Source organism: Dermatobacter hominis (assembly GCF_020715685.1).
Lineage (GTDB): Bacteria > Actinomycetota > Acidimicrobiia > Acidimicrobiales > Microtrichaceae > Dermatobacter > Dermatobacter hominis.
Map to the genome: position 1 here is coordinate 3527544 of NZ_CP085840.1, position 21409 is coordinate 3548952.

A 21409-nucleotide genomic window follows, 5' to 3' on the forward strand; every position below is an offset into this window, starting at 1 on the left:
CCTGCGCTCACCAGGGCGATCGCAGCCACGCCTGGAGCACGACCCCGATGGCCAGCTGCGCAGCCAGCCATCCACGGCGCGCCACACGTCCCCGCAAGCTGCAGGAGGCGATCACCAGGAAGGGGACGAGCGGCAACCAGATCCGTTCGACCTCGCCCTTGGACAGCCCCGAGACGTCCGCGATGACCACACCGGCGAGCGCGCCGCCCACCAGGAGCCACGCCCTCCGGTCCCGGAGCACGGCAGCCCCTGCGACCGTGGCCGGACCGGCCGCGACGGTCACGGCCGCCAGGTTGGCGACGAGGAAGTAGCCACCGGGGCGGACCGCCGCCACTCCGGCACGGTACGCGTCGTGCGTCGCGGAGAAGCCGGCCGCCCAGTCGAAGCCGGGGAGGGCGAGCGCGCCGACGGGCACGAGGAGTCCGGCCGACGCCGCCACGATCGGCCACGGGCGCCGGCGCAGGGCCGTCCAGACAGCGAGGGCCCACAGCGGGCCGAGCAGGGTCGGGGCCCCGTACGTCATCGTCAGCAGCGCCGCGGCGAGGAGTCCGGCGACCGCGCCGGCTCCGGCTGCGACCGTCCGGTCGTCCGCGGTCGCCGCCGCGGCGCCGGCGGCGACGGCCCAGGCGGTCACGCCCATCGCCATCCCGTCCACCGAGGTCCCCGCCCACACCACGGCCGGGGCCAGCCCGGCGAAGGCCGCGGCGCGCCGCGCCGCAGCCCGCCCCGCGAGCCGGTCCAGCGCGACGAGGCTGGCCGCGGCGGCGGAGGCGCCGGCGAGCAGCACGATGATGGCGACCGAGAGGTCCCCGATGCCGAGGCGGTCGAGCCCCATGAAGACGAGCAGGCTTCCGGGCGGATGACCCTGGACGTGGGTCGGCGCGTCGGGCAGCAGCACCGACCACTGCGACAGCAGCTCGCCGGGAGGCGGGGCCTCCCTCGCGTACGGCAGGTACTCGAACCGCGTGACCAGCGGGGCCGACAGACCGTCGATGCCGCCGGACGCGGCGAGGACGGCGGTCCAGACGAACGAGACCGCTGCGGACGCCACGAGCACGGCGCGCCACGGGAGCCGTTCGACCGCCACGGGCCACCACACCGCGATCGCGATCGCCAGCAGCACCGCCACCCACAGCCCGGCCGGCCAGCGCCACACCCACTCGCCGGCGAACGGGGGGGCGGACAGGAACAGCTCGGCCCCGTCGTCGAGCAGGCGCGCGCCCCACACGACGGCCAGGGCGACGACCGCCGCCGCGCCCGCCGCCGCAGCCACCCCGACGGCATGGCGCCCCGCTCGGGCCGCGGTCACGGTGGCGGAGCGGCGTCGCGGAGCGGGTCGTCGGCGAAGCGGCGGAGCCCATCCTCCGGCAGGACCATCGCGGTGAAGCCGATCGCGTCGGTCGCTCGCCGCGCATCGGCGGTGACGTGGCGGACGTCGCCGAGGCGGTAGCGGCCGGTGATCTGCGGGCGTCGACCCCGCCCGTCGGCGGCCGAGAGCGCCTCCGCCATCTCGAGGAGCGTGACGGGGTGGCCCGACGCGATGTTGAGCGGTCCGTCGAAGCCCTGGGGATCCGTCAGCGCGAGCACGTTCGCCCTGGCGACGTCGGCGACGTGGACGAAGTCGCGCCGCTGTCCGCCGTCCTCGAACACCTGCGGTGCGTCGCCCAGCGCGAGCTGGCTCCGGAAGATGCTCGCGACGCCGGCGTACGGCGTGTCCCGGGGCATCCGCGGCCCGTACACGTTGTGGTACCGCAGCGCCGTGACCGCCACGTCGTGCTCGCGGCCGAAGGTGGCGCAGAGGTGCTCCTGGTGCAGCTTCGTCGCCGCGTACACGTTCCGGGGGTCCACCGGCGCCGACTCGGTGACCAGCTCGGGGCGGAGCGCCCTGCCGCACCGGGGGCACGGCGGATCGAACCGACCGGCGTCGAGGTCCGCAGGCGACCGGGGCCCGGGCCGGACGGTTCCGTGCGCCTCGCAGGAGTAGGCCCCCTCGCCGTAGACGACCATGGACGACGACAGCACGATGCGACCCCGCCACCCCATGCGGTGCATCGCGGTGAGCATCGTCGCGGTGCCCGCGTCGTTCGACGACACGTATGCCGGCGCATCGGCGAAGTCGACGCCGAGCCCCACCTTGGCCGCGAGGTGGCACACCGCGTCGGCGCCGAGCAGGACGTCGTCCCACACCGCGTCCTCGCAGATGTTGCGCCGGTGCAGCTCGACGTCGGGGTGGATCCAGCCGGGTTCCGTCGCGTGGGCGTACGGATCGAGCACGTCGACGACCACCGGGACGTGGCCGTCGACGCGCAACAGGTCCACGACGTGGGACCCGATGAAGCCCGCCCCTCCGGTCACCACCACGCGCATGTCAGCGGCCCCTCGGTCGATCGCGCCGCCTGCCAGACTCGTCAGCGTGCCCGACGTCGTCCTGCCCGCCCTCGACGAGGCCGAGGCGCTGCCGTGGGTGCTCTCCCGCATGCCCGACCGCTACCGGCCGATCGTCGTCGACAACGGCTCGACCGACGGCACCGCCGACGTCGCCCGCCGCCTCGGCGCCACGGTGGTGGTCGAGGAGCGTCGCGGGTTCGGTGCGGCCTGCTGGGCCGGCCTCGACGCGGCCGAGGACGACGTCGTCTGCTTCATGGACGCCGACGCCAGCTTCGACCCGCAGGAGCTGCCGTCGGTCGTCGCCCCGCTCGACGGACGGAGTGACGTGCTCTGCCTCGGCGCCCGGCGCGCCAGCCGGGGCGCATGGCCCTGGCACGCCCGCCTCGCCAACCGGTTCCTTGCGGCCGAGCTGCGCCGTCGCACCGGCGCCCGCGTGACGGACCTGGGGCCGATGCGGGCGGCGCGCCGGCTCGACCTGCTCGAGCTCGGTCTGCAGGACCGCCGATCCGGCTGGCCGCTCGAGATGGTGCTCCGCGCCCATGCGGCGCGCTGGACGATCGTCGAGGTGCCGGTGAGCTACCGGCCTCGCGTCGGGCGGTCGAAGGTGACCGGCACGGTCCGGGGGACGCTGCACGCCGTCCAGGACATGTCGCGGGTGCTGGCCCGGTCCTGATCGCCGGCGCGCCGCCCGCCGATGGCCGATCGGCGTCATGCCGGTCCGGGCTGGGCCAACGGGAATCGGACGGTGAAGCAGCACCCGCCGACGTGGTTGGCGACGTCGATGCGACCGTCCTGCGCCTCGGCGAGGCCCTTGGCGATGGCGAGGCCCAGCCCGCCGCCGCCGGTGTCGCGGGTCCGTGCGGCGTCACCGCGGAACGCGACGTCGAACACCCGGTCGAGGTCCTGGGCGGGGATCCCGCCACACTCGTCGACGACAGAGATCACGGCGTTCCGACCGTGCTCCGCCACGGTGACGCGGACCGTGCCGCCCGGCGGCGTGTGGCGGAGGGCGTTGTCCAGCAGGTTGCGCAGCACGCGCGAGGCCTCCGCGGGGGACACGAGCAAGGGGGCGGGGTCGCCCAGATCGCACTCGAGGTCGAGGCTGCGGGCCCGGGCCGTCGCGCCGGCGGCCTCGATGACCGATCCCACCAGCTCGTCGACCCGCACCGACCGCGGCGTCAGATCGACCGTGCCGCTCGTGATGCGGCTGAGCTCGAAGAGGTCGTCCACCAGCGCAGCCAGGCGATCCGTCTCGGCGCCGATCGTCCGGAGGTAGCGCTGCACGTCGTCGGGGTCGTCGACCACACCGTCCTCGAGTGCCTCGGCCATGGCCCGGATGCCTGCGAGTGGTGACCGCAGGTCGTGCGAGACCCAGGCGACCAGCTCCCGACGAGACCGCTCGAGTGCGAGCTCGCGGCGGTGGGACCGGTCGAGTCGTTGGGACATCTCGGCGAGCTGGTCGCCGACGCGGCCGAGCTCGGACACCGATGCGCCCGGAGGGCCCGTGGGCACGGCTCCGTCGGCGATCTCCTGCGACAGCTCCTCGAGCCGACGGGCGTCGGTGCGGATCCGTCGGCCGAGCTCCCACGCGGCGCCCACCCCCACGACGGCGGCGGTCAGGGCGATCGTGACGAACGCGCCCATGTCGTGGGCGGACAGGAACATCGCCCGGGCCGCCAGCAGGGCGCCCACCCACGTCGCCGCGAGCGGGACGAGCGCGACGATGAGGGCCTGGCGCCGCACGCTCGAGGAGCTCCGCCGACCCAACCAGACCCCGAGCAGGGCGACCGGGACCGCGCCTGCGAGCGTGAGCAGCGCCAGGGTGGCGGTGTCGGTGACGGTCGCGGTGACCGGCGGGACCGTCATGGCTCGAACCGGTACCCACCCGGGACGGTCACCAGATGTCGTGGGGCGGAGGCGTCGGCCTCGACCTTGGTGCGGAGCCGCCGGACGTGCACCGTCACCGTGGCGGCATCGCCGTAGGTCCACCCCCACACCGACTCGAGCAGCTCGGCGCGCCCGAAGGCGCGGCGCGGGTGGCGCATCAGGTGGGCGAGCAGCTCGAACTCCTTCGCCGTGAGGTGGATGGGCACCCCGTCGCGACGCGCCTCGTGCGCGACGGGATCGACCTCGATCGACCCGGCGCGCAGCAGCGCGCCATCGGTGACGCCGCCGACCGAACCTGCCGACCGCCTGAGGACGGCCCTCACGCGGGCGGCGAGCTCTCTCGGCGAGAAGGGCTTCGTCACGTAGTCGTCGGCGCCGAGTTCCAGGCCCAGCACGCGATCGTCCTCCTCGGTCCGGGCCGTGAGCATCACGACCGGGATGGGAGCCTCCGCCCGGAGCCGGCGGCACACCTCGAGACCATCGATACCCGGCAGCATGATGTCCAGCACGACGAGGTCGGGGAGCCACTCCATGGCCCGCTGCAGGCCGGCGTCCCCGTCGGCCACGCGCTCCACCTCGAAGCCGTCGCGGCGCAGGTAGCGCTCGACCACCTCGGACAGGTTCGGATCGTCCTCGACGACCAGGATCCGTCGCGGCGCGTCGACCGGTTCCTCGACCTCGCCTGCCTCCACGACACGAGCGTACGGGGGGTCGGGCATGCGGGCCCGGGTCCGGCGCGGTGTTTCGCGATCCGTAAGGCGCGCTCGGGAGTTTCGCGTTCGGTAATGGATCGGGGGTTCGCCGGCCTCCCGGAGCTGGGTACGTTCGCTGTCGTGGGTGATCCGGAGCGGCTGACCGAGCACGGTGCAGCGACCGGGATCACGTCGAGGCTGGCCGGTGTGGCCAGGCGCGGGGAATCCGCGCGTGCTGCGGCATCCGAACGAGAGGTCCACGACGAGCGCACGGCCTCGATCCTGGGCGTCGCCCTCGGCGTGGCCTTCGGTCTCTGCCTGCTGACCGGGTTGTGGTCCCACCTCCAGCAGCAGCCTCCGTCGTGGTTCACGCCCCCCACCGGTCCGGTCGGCCTCTACCGGGTCACGCAGGGCCTCCACGTGATCGCCGGCCTTGCGTCGGTCCCACTGCTGCTCGCCAAGCTCTTCTCCGTCTCACCGCACCTCTGGCGCCGGCCGCCGGTGCACGGAGCGATCGACGCGATGGAGCGGCTCGGCCTCCTGCCACTGGTCGGCGGCTCGCTCTTCCTGCTGGTGACCGGTGTCGGGAACATCGCGCACTGGTACCCATGGCGCTTCTTCTTCCCCGCCGGGCACTGGTGGGCCGCGTGGCTGGTCCTCGGAGCAACGATCGTGCACGTGGCGCTCAAGGCGCCGACGGTGCGGCGCGCGCTCCTTCCGACGGCGGGAGCGCCGGCCACCGGTCGCGATCGTGGACCGGGCGAGCTCAGCCGGCGTGGCCTGCTCCTGACCGTCGCGGGCGCCGCCGGCCTCCTCACGCTGCTGACCGCCGGCCAGACCGTGCCGCTGCTCCGCGGCACCAACCTCCTCGGGCCCAGGCGGAGCGACGTCGGTCCGCAGGGCATCCCGGTCAACCGGACCGCGGCCGCAGCGGGGACGACGGGGCTGGCTTCCGATCCCGCCTACCGGCTCGAGGTGCGCGACGTCAGGTCCGGATCATCGGCGTCGTTCACGGTCGAGGACCTGCGGACGATGCCGCAGCGCACCGCGGAGCTGCCGATCGCTTGTGTGGAGGGTTGGAGCGCCTCGTCACGCTGGACCGGGGTCCGCGTCGCCGATGTGCTCGCCGCCGCCGAGGTCGACGCTGGGCCCGTCACCGTGCGCTCTGCGCAGCGTTCGGGCCTCTACTCGTCCTCCGAGCTGTCGGACGAGGCGGCTGCAGGCGACGAGTGCCTGCTCGCACTCAGGATCGACGGGCAGGACCTGCACGCCGACCACGGCGCCCCCGTGCGGCTCATCGCCCCCAACCGGCCCGGCGTCCTCCAGACCAAGTGGGTCACCCGTCTGGAGGTCGGATGACCCGGCGGACGGCTCCGACGGCGACCGGCGCAGGCCGCGAGGATCCCCGTCCGGGTCCCGTGGCCTGGGCAGCGATCGCTGCGGGATGGTCGCTCATGGGCTGGGCGGTGGCGGGGGTGCTCCGGGAGGCCGACCGCACGCACCCCGGCTCCTGGGCGTCCTGGGTGATCGGCGCCGCGCTCGTGCACGACCTCGTCGTCCTGCCCCTCGTGCTGCTCTTCGGGCTGGGGCTCACCGGCGGGCTCCCACCGGCCTGGCGGGGACCGATCCGTGCTGGCGTCACGGTCGTCGCAGTCGTCGGTCTGGCCACCTGGCCCACCGTCGCCCGCTTCGGCGCCAGCGCCGACAACCCGTCGATCCTGCCGTCGTCGGCCGGTCGGAACCTCGCCGTGATCGGTGCAGCCGTGCTGGCCGTGGGGCTGGTGGCGGGATGGGTCCGCGCTCGTCGGGGCAGGTCGGGACCGTGATCCTGATGGAGCGCTCCTCCGACGGCGTGCATCGACCTCTGGAGGTCGACGCGTGGCACGCACCGCCGACAGAGCTCGAGGCGGAGCTCATCGCCGACCTGCCCGCGCCCGTCCTCGACATCGGCTGCGGCCCCGGGCGGATCGCGGCGGCGCTGGCGGCGCAGGGCGTGCCGTCCCTCGGGATCGACGTCGCGCCGGCTGCGCTCGACGCTGCGGATCGAGCTGGCGCCACGGTGCTCGACCGGTCGGTCTTCGACCAGCTCCCGGGCGAGGGGCGGTGGGGTTCGGTGCTGTTGCTCGACGGCAACGTCGGCATCGGCGGGGACCCGGTCCGCCTGCTGTCCCGAGCACGCGAGCTGCTCCGGCCCGACGGCGTCGCCCTGCTCGACGTCGAGGCGCCGGGGTGCGCGACCCAGACCGACCACGTCCGACTCAGGTGTCCGAGCAGGGGCGCCGGGCCCTGGTTCCGGTGGGCGTGGGTGGGAGCCGACGACATCGCAGGACTCGCCGCCGAGGTCGGCTTCGGCCGTGCCGAGGTGTTCGTTCGAGCGGGGCGCCACCTCGCCCGCCTCGTGGCAGATGGTCGGTCATGAGGTCGCCGACGGTCGTCGTGATCGCGAAGGAGCCGGTGCCCGGGAGGGTGAAGACCCGTCTGTGCCCGCCGCTGACACACGACGACGCTGCGGTCATCGCCAAGGCTGCGATCCTCGACACGCTCGACGCCGCGCTCGCGAGCGCGGCGGACGACGTGGTCCTCGCCCTCGACGGCCGGGCGATGCCGTGGATCCCGAAGGGCGTCGAGGTCATCCCGCAGCACGGCGACGGCCTCGGCGAGCGCCTGGCGAGCGTGTTCGAGGACCTGGGTCGCCCTGCGCTCGTGCTCGGCATGGATACCCCGCAGGTCTCCCCGCAGGACATCGACGAAGGGTTGGCCCTGCTCGCCCGCGATGACTGCGATGCCGTGCTCGGGCCGGCGGCCGACGGCGGCTATTGGTCGATCGGTCTCACCTCGCCCGATCGCCGTGCCTTCGATCGCGTGCCCATGAGCCGACACGACACGCGGCGCCGCCAGATCGCGGCGCTCGAGCGACTGGGGCTCAGGGTCAGGCACCTCCGGGAGTTGGTGGACGTCGACCACCACGCCGAGGCGCGCCTCGTCGCAGCAGAGGCGCCGAGCAGCCGGTTCGCCGAGGCATACGCTGCGATGGCGCGGAGCGACTGATCGCCCCATCGAACTCAGAGGTCGGGACCACGTGCGGGCGACGTGCTGCCCGGGACACGTTGAAGGACCAGAGATGACCACCACCTTCCCGAAGCTCCCCCCTCAGGCGTCGCTGCCGTTCCCCCCGAAGGGCTCGGGCTCGGTCGCGGGCCGGACGATGCAGGAGTCGGTGTACTCGCCCCGATCCGACCCGCAGCGCCTGCCGGCGGACGCGCCGAACATCCTGGTGATCCTGATCGACGACGCCGGGCCCGGGCTGCCCAGCACCTTCGGCGGCGAGGTCCGCACCGACACGCTCACGAAGGTCATGGGCGAAGGGATCAGCTACAACCGGTTCCACACGACCGCGATGTGCTCGCCGACGCGGGCGTCGCTGCTGACGGGGCGGAACCACCACCGGATCGGCAACGGCCAGATCGCCGAGCTGGCGAACGACTGGGACGGGTACTCGGGGCACATCCCGGCGAGCACCGCGCTCGCGGCCGAGGTGCTCACCGAGTACGGCTACTCGACCGCCGCGTTCGGCAAGTGGCACAACACGCCGGCAGAGGAGACCACCCCGGCGGGGCCGTTCGACAACTGGCCCACGGGCAAGGGCTTCGAGTACTTCTACGGCTTCCTCGCCGGCGAGGCCTCGCAGTACGAACCGAACCTCGTGCGCAACACCACGAGCGTGCTGCCCTCGAAGCGTCCGGAGGAGGGCTACCACCTCTCCGAGGACCTCGCTGACGACGCCATCCGCTGGCTCCACGAGCACCGGGCGTTCGAGGCCGACAAGCCGTTCTTCATGTACTGGGCCAGCGGCTGCCTCCACGGCCCGCACCACATCATGAAGGAGTGGGCCGACAAGTACGCCGGGAAGTTCGACGACGGCTGGGACGCGTACCGCGAGCGGGTCTTCGCCCGCGCCAAGGACCAGGGCTGGATCCCCGAGAGCGCCGAGCTGACCGAACGACCTGGGTCGCTGGCGGGCTGGGACGAGATCCCCGAGGACGAGAAGCCGTTCCAGCGCCGGCTCATGGAGGTGGCGGCAGGGTTCGCCGAGCACGTCGACGTCCAGGTCGGGCGCCTCCTCGACGAGGTCGACGCGCTCGGCTACGCCGACAACACGCTGGTGTTCTACATCTGGGGCGACAACGGGTCGTCGGGCGAGGGGCAGAACGGGACCATCAGCGAGCTGCTCGCCCAGAACATGATCCCGACCACGGTCGACATGCACATCAAGGCGCTCGACGAGCTCGGCGGCCTCGATGTGCTGGGGTCGCCCAAGACCGACAACCAGTACCACGCCGCCTGGGCGTGGGCGGGCAGCACCCCGTACAAGGGCATGAAGCTGCTGGCCTCGCACCTCGGCGGCACCCGCAACCCGATGGTGGTCCGCTGGCCGAAGGGCATCGAGCCCGACCCGGTGCCCCGCACCCAGTTCCACCACTGCAACGACCTCGTCCCCACCATCTACGAGGTCATCGGCATCACGCCCCCGCTCGAGGTCCGAGGGGTCGAGCAGCAGCCGCTCGACGGCGTGAGCTTCGCCTACACGTTCGGCGACCGTGACGCGAAGGGTCGGCTGCTCACCCAGTACTTCGAGATCATGGGCTCACGAGCGATCTACCACGATGGGTGGATGGCCTCAGCCCTGGGCCCACGCATCCCGTGGGTCCCGGGTCGACCGGAGGGCATCGACGAGTGGACGCCCGACGAGGACACGTGGGAGCTGTACCACCTCGACGAGGACTGGACCCAGGCCAACGACCTCGCCGCCGAGCACCCCGACAAGCTCGCCCAGCTGAAGGAGACGTTCGCGATCGAAGCGGCCCGCAACAGCGTCTACCCCGTGGGCGGCGCGCTGTGGGTGGTGGTGTTCCATCCCGAGATGCGCATCTCGACGCCGTACCGCGAGTGGAACTTCACCGGTGACATCGTGCGCATGCCCGAGTTCTGCGCGCCCGCGCTCGGCAACCGCAACAACACGGTGACGATCGACGCGGAGCTGCCCGAGAACGCGAGCGGTGTGCTCTACAAGCTCGGCGGCGCCGGCGGCGGGCTCACCCTGTTCATGGACGACGGGTACCTCTGCTACGAGTACAACCTGTTCATCCTCATGCGGACCAAGCTCCGGTCCGAGCAACGCATCCCCGCCGGGCGGGCGACGATCACGATCGACACGGTGTACGCCGAGGCCAGGCCCGGCGGGCCCCTCGACATCACGATCGAGGTGGGTGGTGATCAGGTGGCGGCCGGGTCGGTGCCGATCAGCGCTCCGCTGCTGTTCACGGCCAACGACTGCCTCGACATCGGGACCGCCCTCGGCAGCCCCGTGTCCCTCGACTACTACGACCGTGCGCCCTTCCCGTTCGAGGGGACCATCCACAACGTCAACGTCCGGTACCACAACTGACCGGGCGGGATCGAGGAGGGTGGCTGCGGGATCGGTGAGGGGCGACGACGAGGAACCGCCGGTCGGCGGCGGACCTGGTCGCCGTCAGGGGTCGGCAGGGTGATCCAGGCTGTCGTGCAGCACGGCGAGGGCCATCGGGAGCCACGGGGTGAAGCGTTCGGGTTCGTCGACGACGCAGCGGCCGAGGTCGGCGAGGTCGACCCACGCCACGGCGTCCACCTCGTCCTCGTCGGGGTCGATGGGCCCGTCGTACCGGCCGACGAAGACGTGGTCGAGCTCTGACTCGACGAGCCCGCTGTCGGGATCGGCGGCGAAGTAGCTGAACGACCCGACCGGGCGCACGTCGGTGACCACCCCGAGCTCCTCGTGGACCCGCCTCGTCGCGGCGTCGGATAGGGGTTCGCCGGGACGGGGGTGGCTGCAGCAGGAGTTGGACCACCGACTCCTGAAGTGGTGCTTGCGGGCCGAGCGGCGCTGGAGGAGGACGCGGCCGGCCTCGTCGAGCAGGAAGACGGAGAACGCCAGGTGCCGGACACCGGGCGGCTCGTGGGCGGCGAGCTTCTCCATGGATCCGAGCACGCCGTGCTCGTCGATGGTCACGACCAGCTCGGGCTCGGCTCCTGCTGCTCGCTCGGTCACGGGCGGCAGTACCCTCGGCCCGTGGAGCGCTTCGAGTACCTCCTCCTGCTGGGCGCCTGCCTCCTCATCACGCTGCCCCTCGAACTGGTCCTCGGTGCCCGGGTCTACCGACAGCCTCGCCGGCTCGCGCTGACGTTGTCGGCCCCCGTCGCCATCTTCGTCGTCTGGGACGTGGTGGCCATCGCCTGGGATCACTGGCGGTACTCCGATCGATACGTGACGGGTTGGACCCTGCCCGGATCGCTCCCCGTCGAAGAGCTGCTCTTCTTCGTCGTCATCCCGATCTGCGGGCTGCTCACGCTCGAGGCCGTCCGACGGATCGTCGGCCGATGATGGGTGCCTACACCGCGCTGACCGTCGTGGGCGTCGTCGCCGTCGTCGCCTACGAGCTCCTGATCGCCCGGACCGGCATCTTCCGCACCCGCAGCTACTGGTTGTCGATGGCGATCGTCGTGTTCTTCCAGGTGCTCGTCGACGGCTGGCTCACCAAGCGAAGCGCGCCGGTGGTGATCTACGACCCGGACAGCTTCTCGGGCGTGCGGGTCGGCTTCCACTCGCCGCTCGAGGACTTCGGGTTCGGCTTCGCGCTCGTGACCCTGACGATGGTCGTGTGGGACCAGCTGGGTCGTCGGTCCGCCGACGCCGGTGTCGAGGACCTCGCGGACGATCGACCGGGCCGTGTTCGCCACTCGTCGGAGCGCTAGGTGGGCCCGGCTCGCTCCCTGCTGATCGGCGTGGCCGCCTTCCTGGTCATGGAGCCCGTCACCGCGCTGCTGCACCGACTGCTCTTCCACGGTCCCGGCCTCGTCCTCCATCGCAGCCACCACCGCCCGAACCCGCACGGCTGGGAGGCGAACGACGCCTTCCCGGTCGTGCTCGCCGCCCTCACGATCGTCGTGATGGCGGTCGGGACCTGGCAGCCCGGGCTCGGTGCGCTCGTGGCGGTGGGCGCAGGGGTCACGGCGTACGGCGCCAGCTACGCGCTCGTGCACGACCTCTACATCCACCGACGCGTGTCGATCCTCCCCGAGCACGTCGCGCTCCTGGAACCGCTGCGGGAGGCCCACCGGATCCACCACCTGTACGGGGCCGCGCCCTACGGGATGCTGGCGCCGGTCGTCCCCAAGGACCTCCGCGCGCGTGCCTCGAGGACGGACCGGGACCCGATCGGGGGAGGTCGCGGACCTCACGCCCGGACGGCGCCCCTCGGCCGGGCCGAGAGCGGTCGAGCTGCTGCGCCCGCCACCGCCAGCTTGCGGGCGAGCGGCACACGGGCGCGGACGGAGAAGACGTCGTAGTCGTTGCGCTCGATCCGATCGAGGATCTCGGAGTACAACGTCCGAGCGGCACGGATCGACCGTGCCGATCTCCCGGGCAGGAGCGCGATCCCGAGGTCGGCCGAGCGGTAGAGCTCGCGGGCCCGGTCGATCTCGAAGCGCATCAGCTCGCGCCAGGCCGGGGTCACCGTGCGGGCGGCGGGGTCCGCCCCGAAGCGCTCGAGGTCCTCCTGCGGGAGGTAGATCCGGCCCCGGTCGAGGTCCTCGCCGACGTCGCGCAGGAAGTTCGTGAGCTGGAAGGCCAACCCGAGATCCCGGGCGTGGGGGACCGCCGACTCGCTGGCCGGTTCGAGGATCGGCAGCATCATCTCGCCGATCACGCACGCCGATCCGTCCATGTAGGTGCAGAGGTCCTCCCACGTCCCGTAGCGATCGATGCTCAGGTCCATCTCCATGGAGGTGACGAAGCGTCGGAACAGTGAGGGGTCGATCGAGTAGGCGCGGACGGTGTGCACGACCGCCCTGAGGACGAGGTCGTCGGACCGGCCCCGGTCGAGGTCGTGGAAGAACCGATCGGTGAAGGCGGCCAGCGCCTCGGAGCGCTGCGCCACGGGCGCCGGACCGAGGTCGTCCACGATGTCGTCCGCATAGCGGCAGAAGCCGTACAGCGCGTGGACGTGGGGGCGGCTGACCCCCGGTAGGAGCTGCGTCGCCCAGTAGTAGGTCGTGCCGTGCCGCTTCGTGAGGCGACGGCACTCGGCGTAGCTCTCCTCCAGGGTGACGTGTCGGACGCTCATCGTGATCCGGCCGCCTGTTCGACCCGCTGCGCTGCCAGCCTCCCGGAGAGGAGCACCATCGGCACCCCGACCCCCGGCACGGTGCCGGAGCCGACGAGGACCAGCCCCGGGATCCGCCGGTCGACGTTCGGGGCGCGGAACGGGCCGGTCCGGCTGAACCGGTGCGCCATCGCGAACGGCGTGCCGCGCTCCATGCCGAGCGCGTCCCAGTCGAGCGGGTCCACGAGCTGCTCCTGCTCGATCTCGGTCGGGTAGCCGAGGTCGTCGAGGCGCGCCGCGAGCCGGTCCCTCGCCCGGTCGCGCTCGACGGTCCAGTCGACGTGGCCGTCGAGGTTCGGCACAGGTTCGAGCACGTAGAGGGCGTGGCCGCCGTCGGGGGCGTCGCCCGGGTGCGTGACCGTGGGCGCCGAGACGAGGATCGACGGGTCCGACATCGTCGTGCCCCGTCGGAGCAGCTCGTCGAACGAGGCCTCCCACTCCCGTCCGAAGTGGATGTTGTGGTGTTCGGTCCCGCGCGGCAGATGGCCCTTCGCCCCGACGAGCCAGAGCAGGCACGACGGCGAGAACTGCCCGCGTCGTGCCCGCAGCGGCGGCGTGGACCCGAGCAGCTCCCGGTACACCGCCGGGACGTCCGGGTTCGCCACCACGACGTCCGCGGGCACCCGCGCCCCGGATGCGGATCGGACGCCCGCGACCCGACCGGCGGGCGTCCGCTCGATCCGGACGACCGCGTCGCCGTACTGGAACTGCACCCCGCACCGGCGCGCCGCGTCGGCCAGGCCCCGGGCGATCGCGTTGATCCCACCCTCGACCGACCACACGCCGGCGACGGTGTCCATGTACGTGATCACCGCGTACAGCGCCAGCGCATCGAACGGGGAGAGCCCCGCGTAGAGGGCCTGGAAGGAGAACAGCCGCCGCAGCCGGTCGTCGTCGAAGTGCCGGGCCACCCGTCGACCGAGTCGGCCGAAGCCACCGAGGCGCACGAGCTGCGCCGCCCCCAGCGGGTGGGCCAGCAGGCCGGCCGGCGAATCGAAGTTGCGGTCGATGAAGTTCGGCATCTCGACGCGGTGGAGCTCGGTCAGCCAGTCGCAGAACGGGCCGAACGCCGCGGCATCGCGTGGACCGCAGACCCGACGGATCTCCTCCGTCATCTCCTTCCGCGACGCGCGCACCCGGAGCTCGGATCCATCGGCGAACTGCGCCCGGTACGCCGGATCGAGCCGGCGCAGCGCGACGTGGTGGTCCATCTCGGCACCGGCGGCCGCGAAGGTGTCCGCCACGATGTCGACCATGGTCAGGACCGTGGGACCGGTGTCGAAGCGATAGCCGCCCGACTCCCACCTCCCGGCCCGGCCACCCGGTCCGTCGTCGCGCTCCAGCACCGTGACGTCGTGGCCGGCGCCGGCGAGGTGGCACGCGGCCGCCAGCCCACCGAGCCCCGCCCCGACCACCGCGACCCTCATCGGCGCCGACCACCGACGAACGCAGCGAGCTCGGCGAGCGCCGCCCTGGCCGGCTCGGTGACGGGCAGCCGCGCCAGCTCGTCGAGCGCCAGGTCCGTCAGCTCCTCGATCCGGCGCTCGACCAGGTCCAGGGCGCCGGTCGAGCGGATGACGTCGGTCAGCCGCTCGATCGTGGCGCCGTCCAGGTCCGTGCCGAGCAGCTCGAGCTCGGCCCGCTGCTCCTCGTCGGCGCGAGCCGCTGCCAACGAGATGAGCATCGTGGCCTTGCCCTCGCGGAGGTCGTCGCCGACCGGCTTTCCCACGGCGTCCGCGCTCCCGAAGACGCCCAGCACGTCGTCGCGCAGCTGGAACGCCTCGCCGAGCGGCGCGCCGACCCTGCTGACGGCGGCGACGAGCTCCTCGTGGCGCCCGGCCAAGGCGGCGCCGAGCTGCATCGGACGTTCGACGGTGTACCGAGCCGACTTGTAGACGAGGATCCGACGGCTGCGGTCCAGGTCGAGGTCGCCGCGTGCTGCGCTGAGCAGGTCGAGGTACTGGCCGGCGACGAGCTCGGCCTTCAGGTCCCCGTAGATCGACCTCGTCGTGCGGTCCAGCCGGTCGAGCGTGCGGTCGGCGAGGGTCAGGGCGAGGTCACCGAGGAGGATCGCCACGCCCTCCCCGTAGCGTCGGGACTCGCCTCGCCAGCCGCTGCCCCGGTGGCGGCGAGCGGCGCTGACGTGCGCCGTCTCGTGGTGCCGCCGGGTGTCGGAGCCGTCCATCACGTCGTCGTGGAGCAGCGCGAACGCGTGGAGGAGCTCCAGTCCGCTGCAGAGGTCGAGCACGGCCGGGTTCTCCGCCTCGCCGCCGGCGCCGAGGAACGTCCAGTAAGCGAACGCCGGCCGGATCCGCTTGCCGCCGTCGAGGACGAACGCGGTGAGGGCCTCGTGGAGGCCGTCGAGGTCGGGGTCGACCGACGACCATCGGCCGCGCTCGACCTCGAGGAGCGCCGCGAGGTGGCGGTCGACCAGGGTGGCGACGGAGGACAGGGGATGCAGTTCGGCGCCGGATGGGGACACGCGGTGGTCCTACCCGGCTTCGGGGCGAACGCCCGCTGCCCCTGCGCGGCCTCGTGGTGCCTGCCTGCTGCTGCCGGCGTAGATCGGACCTCTGATCCCCATGCCGAGTCCTTCGACGACCGGCACGGGTTCGGATGCACCCGGGACGGGTGAGGGGGTAGATGGCGGACGGGAGGTCCGGCGATCGCGATGCAGACGTTCCTGCCCTACGCAGACTTCCGGGCCAGCGCGGGCGTGCTCGACCCGCGACGGCTCGGCAAGCAACGGGTGGAGGTGATCCAGGTGGTCCGGGCGATCAGCAGGCCCGACTACGGCTGGCGCCACCACCCCGTCGCCCGGATGTGGCGGCACCACCCGGCAGCGCTCGGTGCCTACGGCATGGCGATCACCGACACGTGGATCGCCATGGGCTTCTCGGACACCTGCCAGGCCACGATCCGGTCCGACCTCGCCGAGATCGGTGTCGAAGACATCCCCTCCCAGGAGGACCTGCGGGCGTCAGGAGCACTGCCGCCGTGGCTCGGCGACGACCGACTGCACCGGAGCCATCGATCCGCGCTCGTCCGCAAGGACCCGGACTGGTACGGGCCGCGCTTCCCCGACGTGACCGACGACCTCCCCTACTTCTGGCCGTCGGACTGAGGTGTGCGACTGCCGTTGCCACGTCCACGACCGTTGCGACCACGTCGACGACCGTTCCCGGGCCGGGCACCGAGCCGGTGTGCACGCGGAACACGTTCGGGGGCAACGACCTGGAGTACACGGGCGTGACCCAGCGGTACACGTACATCGACACCGGCGGGGGCGCGCCGGTCGAGCGGTGGTTCGGCTACAACTCGGTGTTCCACGAATCGGGCGACGGCACCTGCACCGTCGGGACGTGGGCCAGCGCCGGCGATGCAGGACGAGGGGACCGGTGGCGGTCGGCGGCATGGCGGTGCCCCCGCAGCGGGTAGGAGGTGGTTCGGTCGACGCCCGCCGCAGGGGCGAACGAGCTCCTCGCGAGCGAGGTCGTGACCAACGTGGTCATCCACACCGACTGCCCGGACTTCGACGTGGAGCTGCGACGTCGACCACCTCCCCGTCCTGCTGCCGAGGGACGACGAGCGCTTCTGGGGCCGCGGCATCCAGATCGTCGATGCGACTGCGCGGCGATGGGGGTACGAGGTCGACGGGTCGCACAAGATCGTGTGGTTCGAGGTGGTGAGCCATGCAATCGCATGACGCAACTATTGACATGTGAGACCCATCGCGCCATATCCTTCGGATCTCGACCGTGGGGGTTCGGGAACCGGAGGGAGATCCGAATGCTGAAGAAGGCCACGACGGGCGCGCTCGTCCTCGGTGCGCTGGCCTCGTCCTCGCAGGGTGCACCACCGCGCCGCCGGCGGACCCGCTGGCGAGGATCGTCTACGACGAGGTGCCGGGCCTCTGCTTCGGCGAGGACGCGAACGTCGCCGGTGTCTCGGTCCAGGTGTGCCAGTCGTCCTCCCCGGGTGAGGCCTTCGTGAGGGCGACCGCACCGGTGCCGGGGCAGGCCGGTTGCACGTACGGCGCTCCCGAGCTGGAGCTCTGGGCGAGCCAGAACGCCGGACCCGAGCGCCTCCTCGTCCTCGGGCCGGACTCCGACCTGAAGGTGTTCGTGTACGACACGGGCTTCGACGTGGTGAACGGTCCGATCACCGTGGAGGTGACCCGTGCGTCGCACTCGTCCGTGGTGATCTGCGAGTGAGGGGGCGGACCGACATGGACGCTCCTGAGCTCCCCGGAGGCCGGATCCGCTGGCGTCGACACCTGCTCGCGATGGTCCTCGCCGCGGCCGCCGTGGCGGCCGGCTGCACGCCCGCCGCCCAGCCGCCAGGGCCGACGACGACCACGACCGCCGACCAGGGGTCGGGCTCGACGTCGACGACGATCTTGACGACGTCGACCACGACACCGACCAGCACGACACCGACCAGCACGACGACCACGTCGGTGACCACGACAACGACCGTCACCACGTCGACGTCGGTGCCGACCGGCTGGCCACAGGACCGACCGCTGTGCATGAAGAGCTCGTACGGCGACGTCGACCTCGAGTACGTGGTCGACACGCTGGCCAGCCCCTACACGGCCTACGACGAGAACGGTCAGCCGTACACGAAGTACCACCTGTACAACTCGCTGCGGTACCCGTCGTCCGACGGCACCTGCAGCGGCGCGCCCTCACGCGGGTTCGGGATCGTCTTCCTCGATCACCCGACGGATGCCGTGGTGCAGGCCGCGTGCCTGGAGCAGTTCGACAACCCGTCGCCGCCCGGGTGGTGGTACTTCACCGTGGAGGAGAACGGATGGCCGGGGCTGGGCGACACGGCCTGGATGTGTTGACCGTCGGGACGGCGAGGAGGCTCGCCGCGATGGTGCTCGCAGCCGTGGTCCTCGTCGCGGGTGGAGCCTGCGCCCCGCCGCCCCGCCACCACGCCGCCGACCCGGGTCCGCCGCCGGACCCGGCCGCCTTCAGCCTGGTGACCTACAACGTCGCCGGTCTCCCGCAGGAGATCTCGCCGGGTCGCCCGGGCACCAACCTGCCGGTGATCGGCCGGAGGTTGGACGCGTACGACATCGTCGCGACCCAGGAGGACTTCGACTGGTGGGCGCCGCCGCTCTGGTTGCTCGACTTCGCGAACTACCACCGCCGGCTGCGCGAGGGCCTCACCCACGAGTACGTCACCGATGCGCACCCCGGCCCCGACGGCGTCGACCTCCAGCCGCCGCGTCCGGTCCTGGTCGGAGACGGACTGGGCCTCGCGTCGCGGTTCCCGATCAGCGACGTGCAGCGGGTTCCCTGGCGCGGCTGCTTCGGCGGACCGCTCCCCGACGGGGGATCGGGCGACTGCCTCGCCATGAAGGGGTTCATGGTCGCGACGATCCAGGCCGGGTCGCGCTCGTTCGACCTCTACGACGTCCACGGAGAGGCGGGAGGTGCTCCGGAGGACCAGCTGCTGCAGGCGCAGCAGTACGACGACCTCGCGGCGTTCATCGAGCAGCACAGCGCCGGCCGGGCGGTCGTGGTGGTGGGCGACACGAACCTCAGGACGGATCCGTCCCATCCCGAGAGCGGGGGAGGGGCGGACGCCCGGATCTGGGAGCGCTTCACCTCGCGGTTGTGGCTGGAGGACGCGTGTACGCCGGCCGTCGGGTGCACCGACGCGGACCGGATCGACCGTGTGGCGGTCCGAGGTGGCAGCGGGGCGCAGGTGTGCGTCGACGGCTACGACGTGCCGGCGGCCAGGTTCACCGATGAGGACGGCGCACCCCTGAGCGACCACGATCCCGTCGTGGTCGACCTGCGGGTCGCGGAGGCGGGTCGACCGTGCTGACCGCCCCACCAGCAGCGCGGGAGGGCGCGGTCGAGTGGGCTACAGCGCGACGTCGTCCTGGCGGATCGACTCCACCACCCGGTTCAGGGCCTTGAAGACCAGGACCAGCTCGTCCTCGTCGAGGATGTCGAGGACGTGCTGGCGGACGCCGGCGATGTGGACGGGCGCAGCGCGTAGGAGCTTGGAGTAGCCCTTCTTGGTCAGCACGGCCACGACGCCCCGGCGGTCGCCGGGTGCGGTCTCCCGCTTCAGCAGCTTGTCGCGCTCCATCGGATCGAGCCGTCGCGTGATCCCACTCGGGCTCAGCCCGCACCTCGCGGCGAGATCGGACATCCGGAGCCGCCAGTCGGGCTGGTCCGCCAGGTGGGCCAGCACCTCGTACTTCGCCAGCTCGAGGCCGCACGCCTCCTGCAGCTCCCGGTCGAGCACGGAGTACAGGTAGCCCTGCGCCTCGACCAGCGCGAGCCAGGCGGCGATCTCGTCAGCGTCACGGGTGGGCTCCGGTGCCACCGTGGGATCCTAACCAGACCCGCCGGGTGGTCCGGCGGCGCCCCGGTCGGGTCGCCGGCACCGCCGGGACCCACGGACGGCAGGTGTTCGGCCGCCGGCGCGCCTCCCCCTACCCATCCGTCGAACCGGGGACGCCGGTCTCCACCCGGATGTTCCTCGCGACCCGCTCGAGGGCGGCCGCCAGGCGACGCAGCTCGTCGCGGTCGAGCTGGTCGAAGAAGTGACGACGCACGCTCTCGAGGTAGGCGGGTGTCGCGGCATCGAGCCGCCGCTTCCCGTCGAGCGTCAGCACGGCGAACCAACGGGGGTCCCGTCCCTCCCGCCGTCGTTCCACCAGACCGTCGCGCTCGAGCGCGTCGAAGCGCCGCCGGATCCCGCCCGGCGTCAGTCCGCACCGAGCGGCGAGCTCGCTGATCGGGAGCCGCCACCCGGGCGCATCGGCGAGGAGCGCGAGCACCTGGTAGCGAGCGAGGTCGACGTCGGTGTCGGCGGCGAGGTCGCGGTCGAGCGCGCCGAAGAGGTAGGCGTGCGTCTCGACGAGGGCGAGCCACGCCTGGCGCTCGTTCCAGGTCCAGCGCTGCAGGTACTCGTCGTCCACCGGCCCAAGATAGTTGTCGCGTGATCCCGGATCGTGGGTCGCGGCACCACGCAATGCTCCGACCGTGCGTGACGGCGCGCCCGAGCCCTTGGACGACCGTGCTCCCTCCTCGCCCGATCGAGGGGCTGGCCCGCGAAGGGTTGCAAGAGTCGATAGTTGCGGCGTACGCTGGCCGTGACGTCGGTCTCGGCGATGGAGACCGGGCGGGAACGAGGGAGCATCGGTCGGCAGCTCGCGCGCGCCGGTGCACGTCGTCCATGCCGCTCGGCACCCGTCGATCGGTCCGGAACGCCACGCGCCGGCCATCGAGCGCCATCTAGGTCCAACGAAACGAGGAGCGAGAGCACCGATGACCATCATCCGAACCCCGAGACGAACGAGTGCCGCCACGATCGCGGCGCTGGCGGTCGGCCTCGCCGCCGTCGCGGGTGCGTGCACGTCGGGGCCACCGCCCACCACGACCACTACCACCACCACGACGATCGTCGAGCACACGGGCGGCCCGTGTCCGACGGGACCGATCATCATCGACCCCATCGAGTGCACGCCGCTGCGGTGAGGGGCCGGCGGAGGTCGAACGCCGCAACAGCAGGTCGGCCCCGGCGTCGTGGGCCGATCTCCGAGGGCATCGGACGCTGGGCGGGATGAAGACATGACACGACGCAACTAGTGCAGTTCCACGACGAGGGCGTCGGCCGGGATCGGCCGGGGCGATGACGGGAGGACAACTCATGAAGCGCTCGATCCGAACGCCGCTGCTGGCGGTGCCGCTCCTGGTGCTGGCGACGCTGCTCGCAGCGTGCACGACACCAGCCGGGCCGCAGCCCCCGGCACCGGCGATCGCCACGATCCGGTACGACGGCCCGGCCGGAGAGGTCCCGGCGGGGGAGTACGTGGAGGTCGGGACCGTCCGGCTCTACCCGTTCCAGTGGCCTGGTCAGGCCAACGTGACGCTGACGGCCTTCGCGCCGCTCGTCGTGGACGGCCAGCAGTGCTACTACACGAACATCTCGGTCCAGGGCCGGGCGGTCCAGGGCGCCACCACCACCTCGTTGGTCCTCCTACCCAACGAGGACTGGACCTTCCGCGGCAAGGTCTTCGAGCCGCTGCTGCCCCTCGACGTCGGCAACGGACCGATCACCTTCGAGATCACGAAGGTGACGGTCGATGCGACGGGTGGCGACGAGGGCCTGGTCTGCGATCCCTGATCCCGAGCGTGGCGACGGGACCGGCGGCGACCGCCGGCGCGGGGTCCGGTGGCATCGTCGCCGCCGGGCCCCCGCCGCCGCTGC

At 72.3% G+C, this 21409-nt stretch carries 26 protein-coding genes; 16 read left to right on the forward strand and 10 right to left on the reverse strand.

Annotated features, from left to right (window positions below):
- Window positions 1–7 precede the first annotated feature (7 nt).
- Together LH044_RS16490 and LH044_RS16495 are read right to left on the reverse strand one after the other, a co-directional pair.
- The gene (locus tag LH044_RS16490) at window positions 8–1309 is read right to left on the reverse strand and encodes a hypothetical protein (RefSeq protein ID WP_227756680.1); all 1302 of its coding nucleotides are present in this window, start codon (window positions 1307–1309) and stop codon (window positions 8–10) included.
- Window positions 1306–2367 (reverse strand): NAD-dependent epimerase/dehydratase family protein, encoded by a 1062-nt coding sequence (locus LH044_RS16495; protein ID WP_227756681.1) that lies wholly within the window; start codon window positions 2365–2367, stop codon window positions 1306–1308. The genes LH044_RS16490 and LH044_RS16495 overlap by 4 nt, the downstream gene beginning before the upstream one ends.
- On the opposite strand from LH044_RS16495, the gene LH044_RS16500 reads away from it, so the two are divergent.
- The gene (locus tag LH044_RS16500; protein ID WP_374210504.1) at window positions 2366–3061 is read left to right on the forward strand and encodes a glycosyltransferase family 2 protein; all 696 of its coding nucleotides are present in this window, start codon (window positions 2366–2368) and stop codon (window positions 3059–3061) included. The genes LH044_RS16495 and LH044_RS16500 overlap by 2 nt on opposite strands.
- Before the next feature lie 35 nt (window positions 3062–3096).
- Here LH044_RS16500 and LH044_RS16505 read toward each other — a convergent pair whose 3' ends face one another.
- Window positions 3097–4254 (reverse strand): sensor histidine kinase, encoded by a 1158-nt coding sequence (locus tag LH044_RS16505; RefSeq protein WP_227756683.1) that lies wholly within the window; start codon window positions 4252–4254, stop codon window positions 3097–3099.
- Entirely contained in the window at window positions 4251–4967 is a 717-nt protein-coding gene (locus LH044_RS16510; RefSeq protein ID WP_227756684.1) for a response regulator, read from the reverse strand. The genes LH044_RS16505 and LH044_RS16510 overlap by 4 nt, the downstream gene beginning before the upstream one ends.
- A 141-nt stretch (window positions 4968–5108) precedes the next feature.
- Here LH044_RS16510 and LH044_RS16515 point away from each other — a divergent pair, with 141 nt between their 5' ends.
- The 5 genes from LH044_RS16515 to LH044_RS16535 all read left to right on the forward strand — a co-directional run bounded on the left by LH044_RS16515 (window position 5109) and on the right by LH044_RS16535 (window position 10413).
- On the forward strand, window positions 5109–6326 hold the full coding sequence (locus LH044_RS16515; RefSeq protein ID WP_227756685.1) for a molybdopterin-dependent oxidoreductase: 1218 nt from the start codon (window positions 5109–5111) through the stop codon (window positions 6324–6326).
- 59 nt (window positions 6327–6385) lie between these two features.
- Window positions 6386–6793, forward strand: coding sequence for a hypothetical protein (locus tag LH044_RS16520; RefSeq protein ID WP_227756686.1), 408 nt, complete (start codon window positions 6386–6388; stop codon window positions 6791–6793).
- Window positions 6794–6798: 5 nt separating this feature from the next.
- On the forward strand, window positions 6799–7386 hold the full coding sequence (locus LH044_RS16525; RefSeq protein ID WP_227756687.1) for a methyltransferase domain-containing protein: 588 nt from the start codon (window positions 6799–6801) through the stop codon (window positions 7384–7386).
- Window positions 7383–8015, forward strand: a complete 633-nt coding sequence (locus LH044_RS16530; protein WP_227756688.1) for a TIGR04282 family arsenosugar biosynthesis glycosyltransferase — start codon at window positions 7383–7385, stop codon at window positions 8013–8015. Before LH044_RS16525 ends, LH044_RS16530 begins: the two co-directional genes overlap by 4 nt.
- Window positions 8016–8088: 73 nt before the next feature.
- Window positions 8089–10413 (forward strand): arylsulfatase, encoded by a 2325-nt coding sequence (locus LH044_RS16535; protein ID WP_227756689.1) that lies wholly within the window; start codon window positions 8089–8091, stop codon window positions 10411–10413.
- An 84-nt stretch (window positions 10414–10497) separates the two neighbouring features.
- On the opposite strand, the gene idi is transcribed toward LH044_RS16535, so the two are convergent.
- Window positions 10498–11052, reverse strand: coding sequence for an isopentenyl-diphosphate Delta-isomerase (gene idi / locus LH044_RS16540; RefSeq protein ID WP_227756690.1), 555 nt, complete (start codon window positions 11050–11052; stop codon window positions 10498–10500).
- A gap of 21 nt (window positions 11053–11073) precedes the next feature.
- On the opposite strand from idi, the gene LH044_RS16545 reads away from it, so the two are divergent.
- From LH044_RS16545 to LH044_RS16555, 3 genes are read left to right on the forward strand one after another with little or no spacing between them, the layout of a single operon-like run.
- Entirely contained in the window at window positions 11074–11385 is a 312-nt protein-coding gene (locus tag LH044_RS16545) for a lycopene cyclase domain-containing protein (RefSeq protein WP_227756691.1), read from the forward strand.
- Complete coding sequence (locus LH044_RS16550; protein WP_227756692.1) at window positions 11382–11756, forward strand: lycopene cyclase domain-containing protein; 375 nt, start codon at window positions 11382–11384, stop codon at window positions 11754–11756. Before LH044_RS16545 ends, LH044_RS16550 begins: the two co-directional genes overlap by 4 nt.
- Window positions 11757–12350, forward strand: coding sequence for a sterol desaturase family protein (locus tag LH044_RS16555; protein WP_227756693.1), 594 nt, complete (start codon window positions 11757–11759; stop codon window positions 12348–12350).
- On the opposite strand, the gene LH044_RS16560 is transcribed toward LH044_RS16555, so the two are convergent.
- From LH044_RS16560 to LH044_RS16570, 3 genes are read right to left on the reverse strand one after another with little or no spacing between them, the layout of a single operon-like run.
- Entirely contained in the window at window positions 12239–13126 is an 888-nt protein-coding gene (locus tag LH044_RS16560; protein WP_227756694.1) for a phytoene/squalene synthase family protein, read from the reverse strand. The genes LH044_RS16555 and LH044_RS16560 overlap by 112 nt on opposite strands.
- Window positions 13123–14592 (reverse strand): phytoene desaturase family protein, encoded by a 1470-nt coding sequence (gene crtI / locus LH044_RS16565; protein WP_227756695.1) that lies wholly within the window; start codon window positions 14590–14592, stop codon window positions 13123–13125. Before crtI ends, LH044_RS16560 begins: the two co-directional genes overlap by 4 nt.
- On the reverse strand, window positions 14589–15647 hold the full coding sequence (locus tag LH044_RS16570) for a polyprenyl synthetase family protein (RefSeq protein ID WP_227756696.1): 1059 nt from the start codon (window positions 15645–15647) through the stop codon (window positions 14589–14591). The genes crtI and LH044_RS16570 overlap by 4 nt, the downstream gene beginning before the upstream one ends.
- A gap of 189 nt (window positions 15648–15836) precedes the next feature.
- Here LH044_RS16570 and LH044_RS16575 point away from each other — a divergent pair, with 189 nt between their 5' ends.
- The 5 genes from LH044_RS16575 (at window position 15837) to LH044_RS16595 (ending at window position 19009) form a co-directional block, all read left to right on the forward strand.
- Window positions 15837–16289, forward strand: coding sequence for an MSMEG_6728 family protein (locus tag LH044_RS16575; protein WP_227756697.1), 453 nt, complete (start codon window positions 15837–15839; stop codon window positions 16287–16289).
- A 77-nt stretch (window positions 16290–16366) separates the two neighbouring features.
- The gene (locus tag LH044_RS16580) at window positions 16367–16603 is read left to right on the forward strand and encodes a hypothetical protein (protein ID WP_227756698.1); all 237 of its coding nucleotides are present in this window, start codon (window positions 16367–16369) and stop codon (window positions 16601–16603) included.
- 464 nt (window positions 16604–17067) lie between these two features.
- Window positions 17068–17379, forward strand: coding sequence for a hypothetical protein (locus LH044_RS16585; RefSeq protein ID WP_227756699.1), 312 nt, complete (start codon window positions 17068–17070; stop codon window positions 17377–17379).
- A gap of 14 nt (window positions 17380–17393) precedes the next feature.
- On the forward strand, window positions 17394–18017 hold the full coding sequence (locus LH044_RS16590; protein ID WP_227756700.1) for a hypothetical protein: 624 nt from the start codon (window positions 17394–17396) through the stop codon (window positions 18015–18017).
- A gap of 29 nt (window positions 18018–18046) precedes the next feature.
- A complete protein-coding gene (locus tag LH044_RS16595; protein WP_227756701.1) occupies window positions 18047–19009 on the forward strand; it encodes an endonuclease/exonuclease/phosphatase family protein in 963 nt (320 codons plus the stop codon).
- A 39-nt stretch (window positions 19010–19048) separates the two neighbouring features.
- On the opposite strand, the gene LH044_RS16600 is transcribed toward LH044_RS16595, so the two are convergent.
- Complete coding sequence (locus LH044_RS16600) at window positions 19049–19519, reverse strand: MarR family winged helix-turn-helix transcriptional regulator (protein WP_227756702.1); 471 nt, start codon at window positions 19517–19519, stop codon at window positions 19049–19051.
- A 109-nt stretch (window positions 19520–19628) separates the two neighbouring features.
- Complete coding sequence (locus LH044_RS16605) at window positions 19629–20117, reverse strand: MarR family winged helix-turn-helix transcriptional regulator (RefSeq protein ID WP_227756703.1); 489 nt, start codon at window positions 20115–20117, stop codon at window positions 19629–19631.
- Window positions 20118–20466: 349 nt separating this feature from the next.
- On the opposite strand from LH044_RS16605, the gene LH044_RS16610 reads away from it, so the two are divergent.
- Together LH044_RS16610 and LH044_RS16615 are read left to right on the forward strand one after the other, a co-directional pair.
- Window positions 20467–20676 carry a hypothetical protein gene (locus tag LH044_RS16610; protein WP_227756704.1) on the forward strand — a complete coding sequence of 70 codons (210 nt, stop codon included), beginning with the start codon at window positions 20467–20469 and terminating at the stop codon, window positions 20674–20676.
- Window positions 20677–20848: 172 nt separating this feature from the next.
- Window positions 20849–21325: a hypothetical protein gene (locus LH044_RS16615; RefSeq protein ID WP_227756705.1), complete on the forward strand. Its 477-nt coding sequence runs from the start codon at window positions 20849–20851 to the stop codon at window positions 21323–21325.
- Window positions 21326–21409 lie beyond the last annotated feature (84 nt).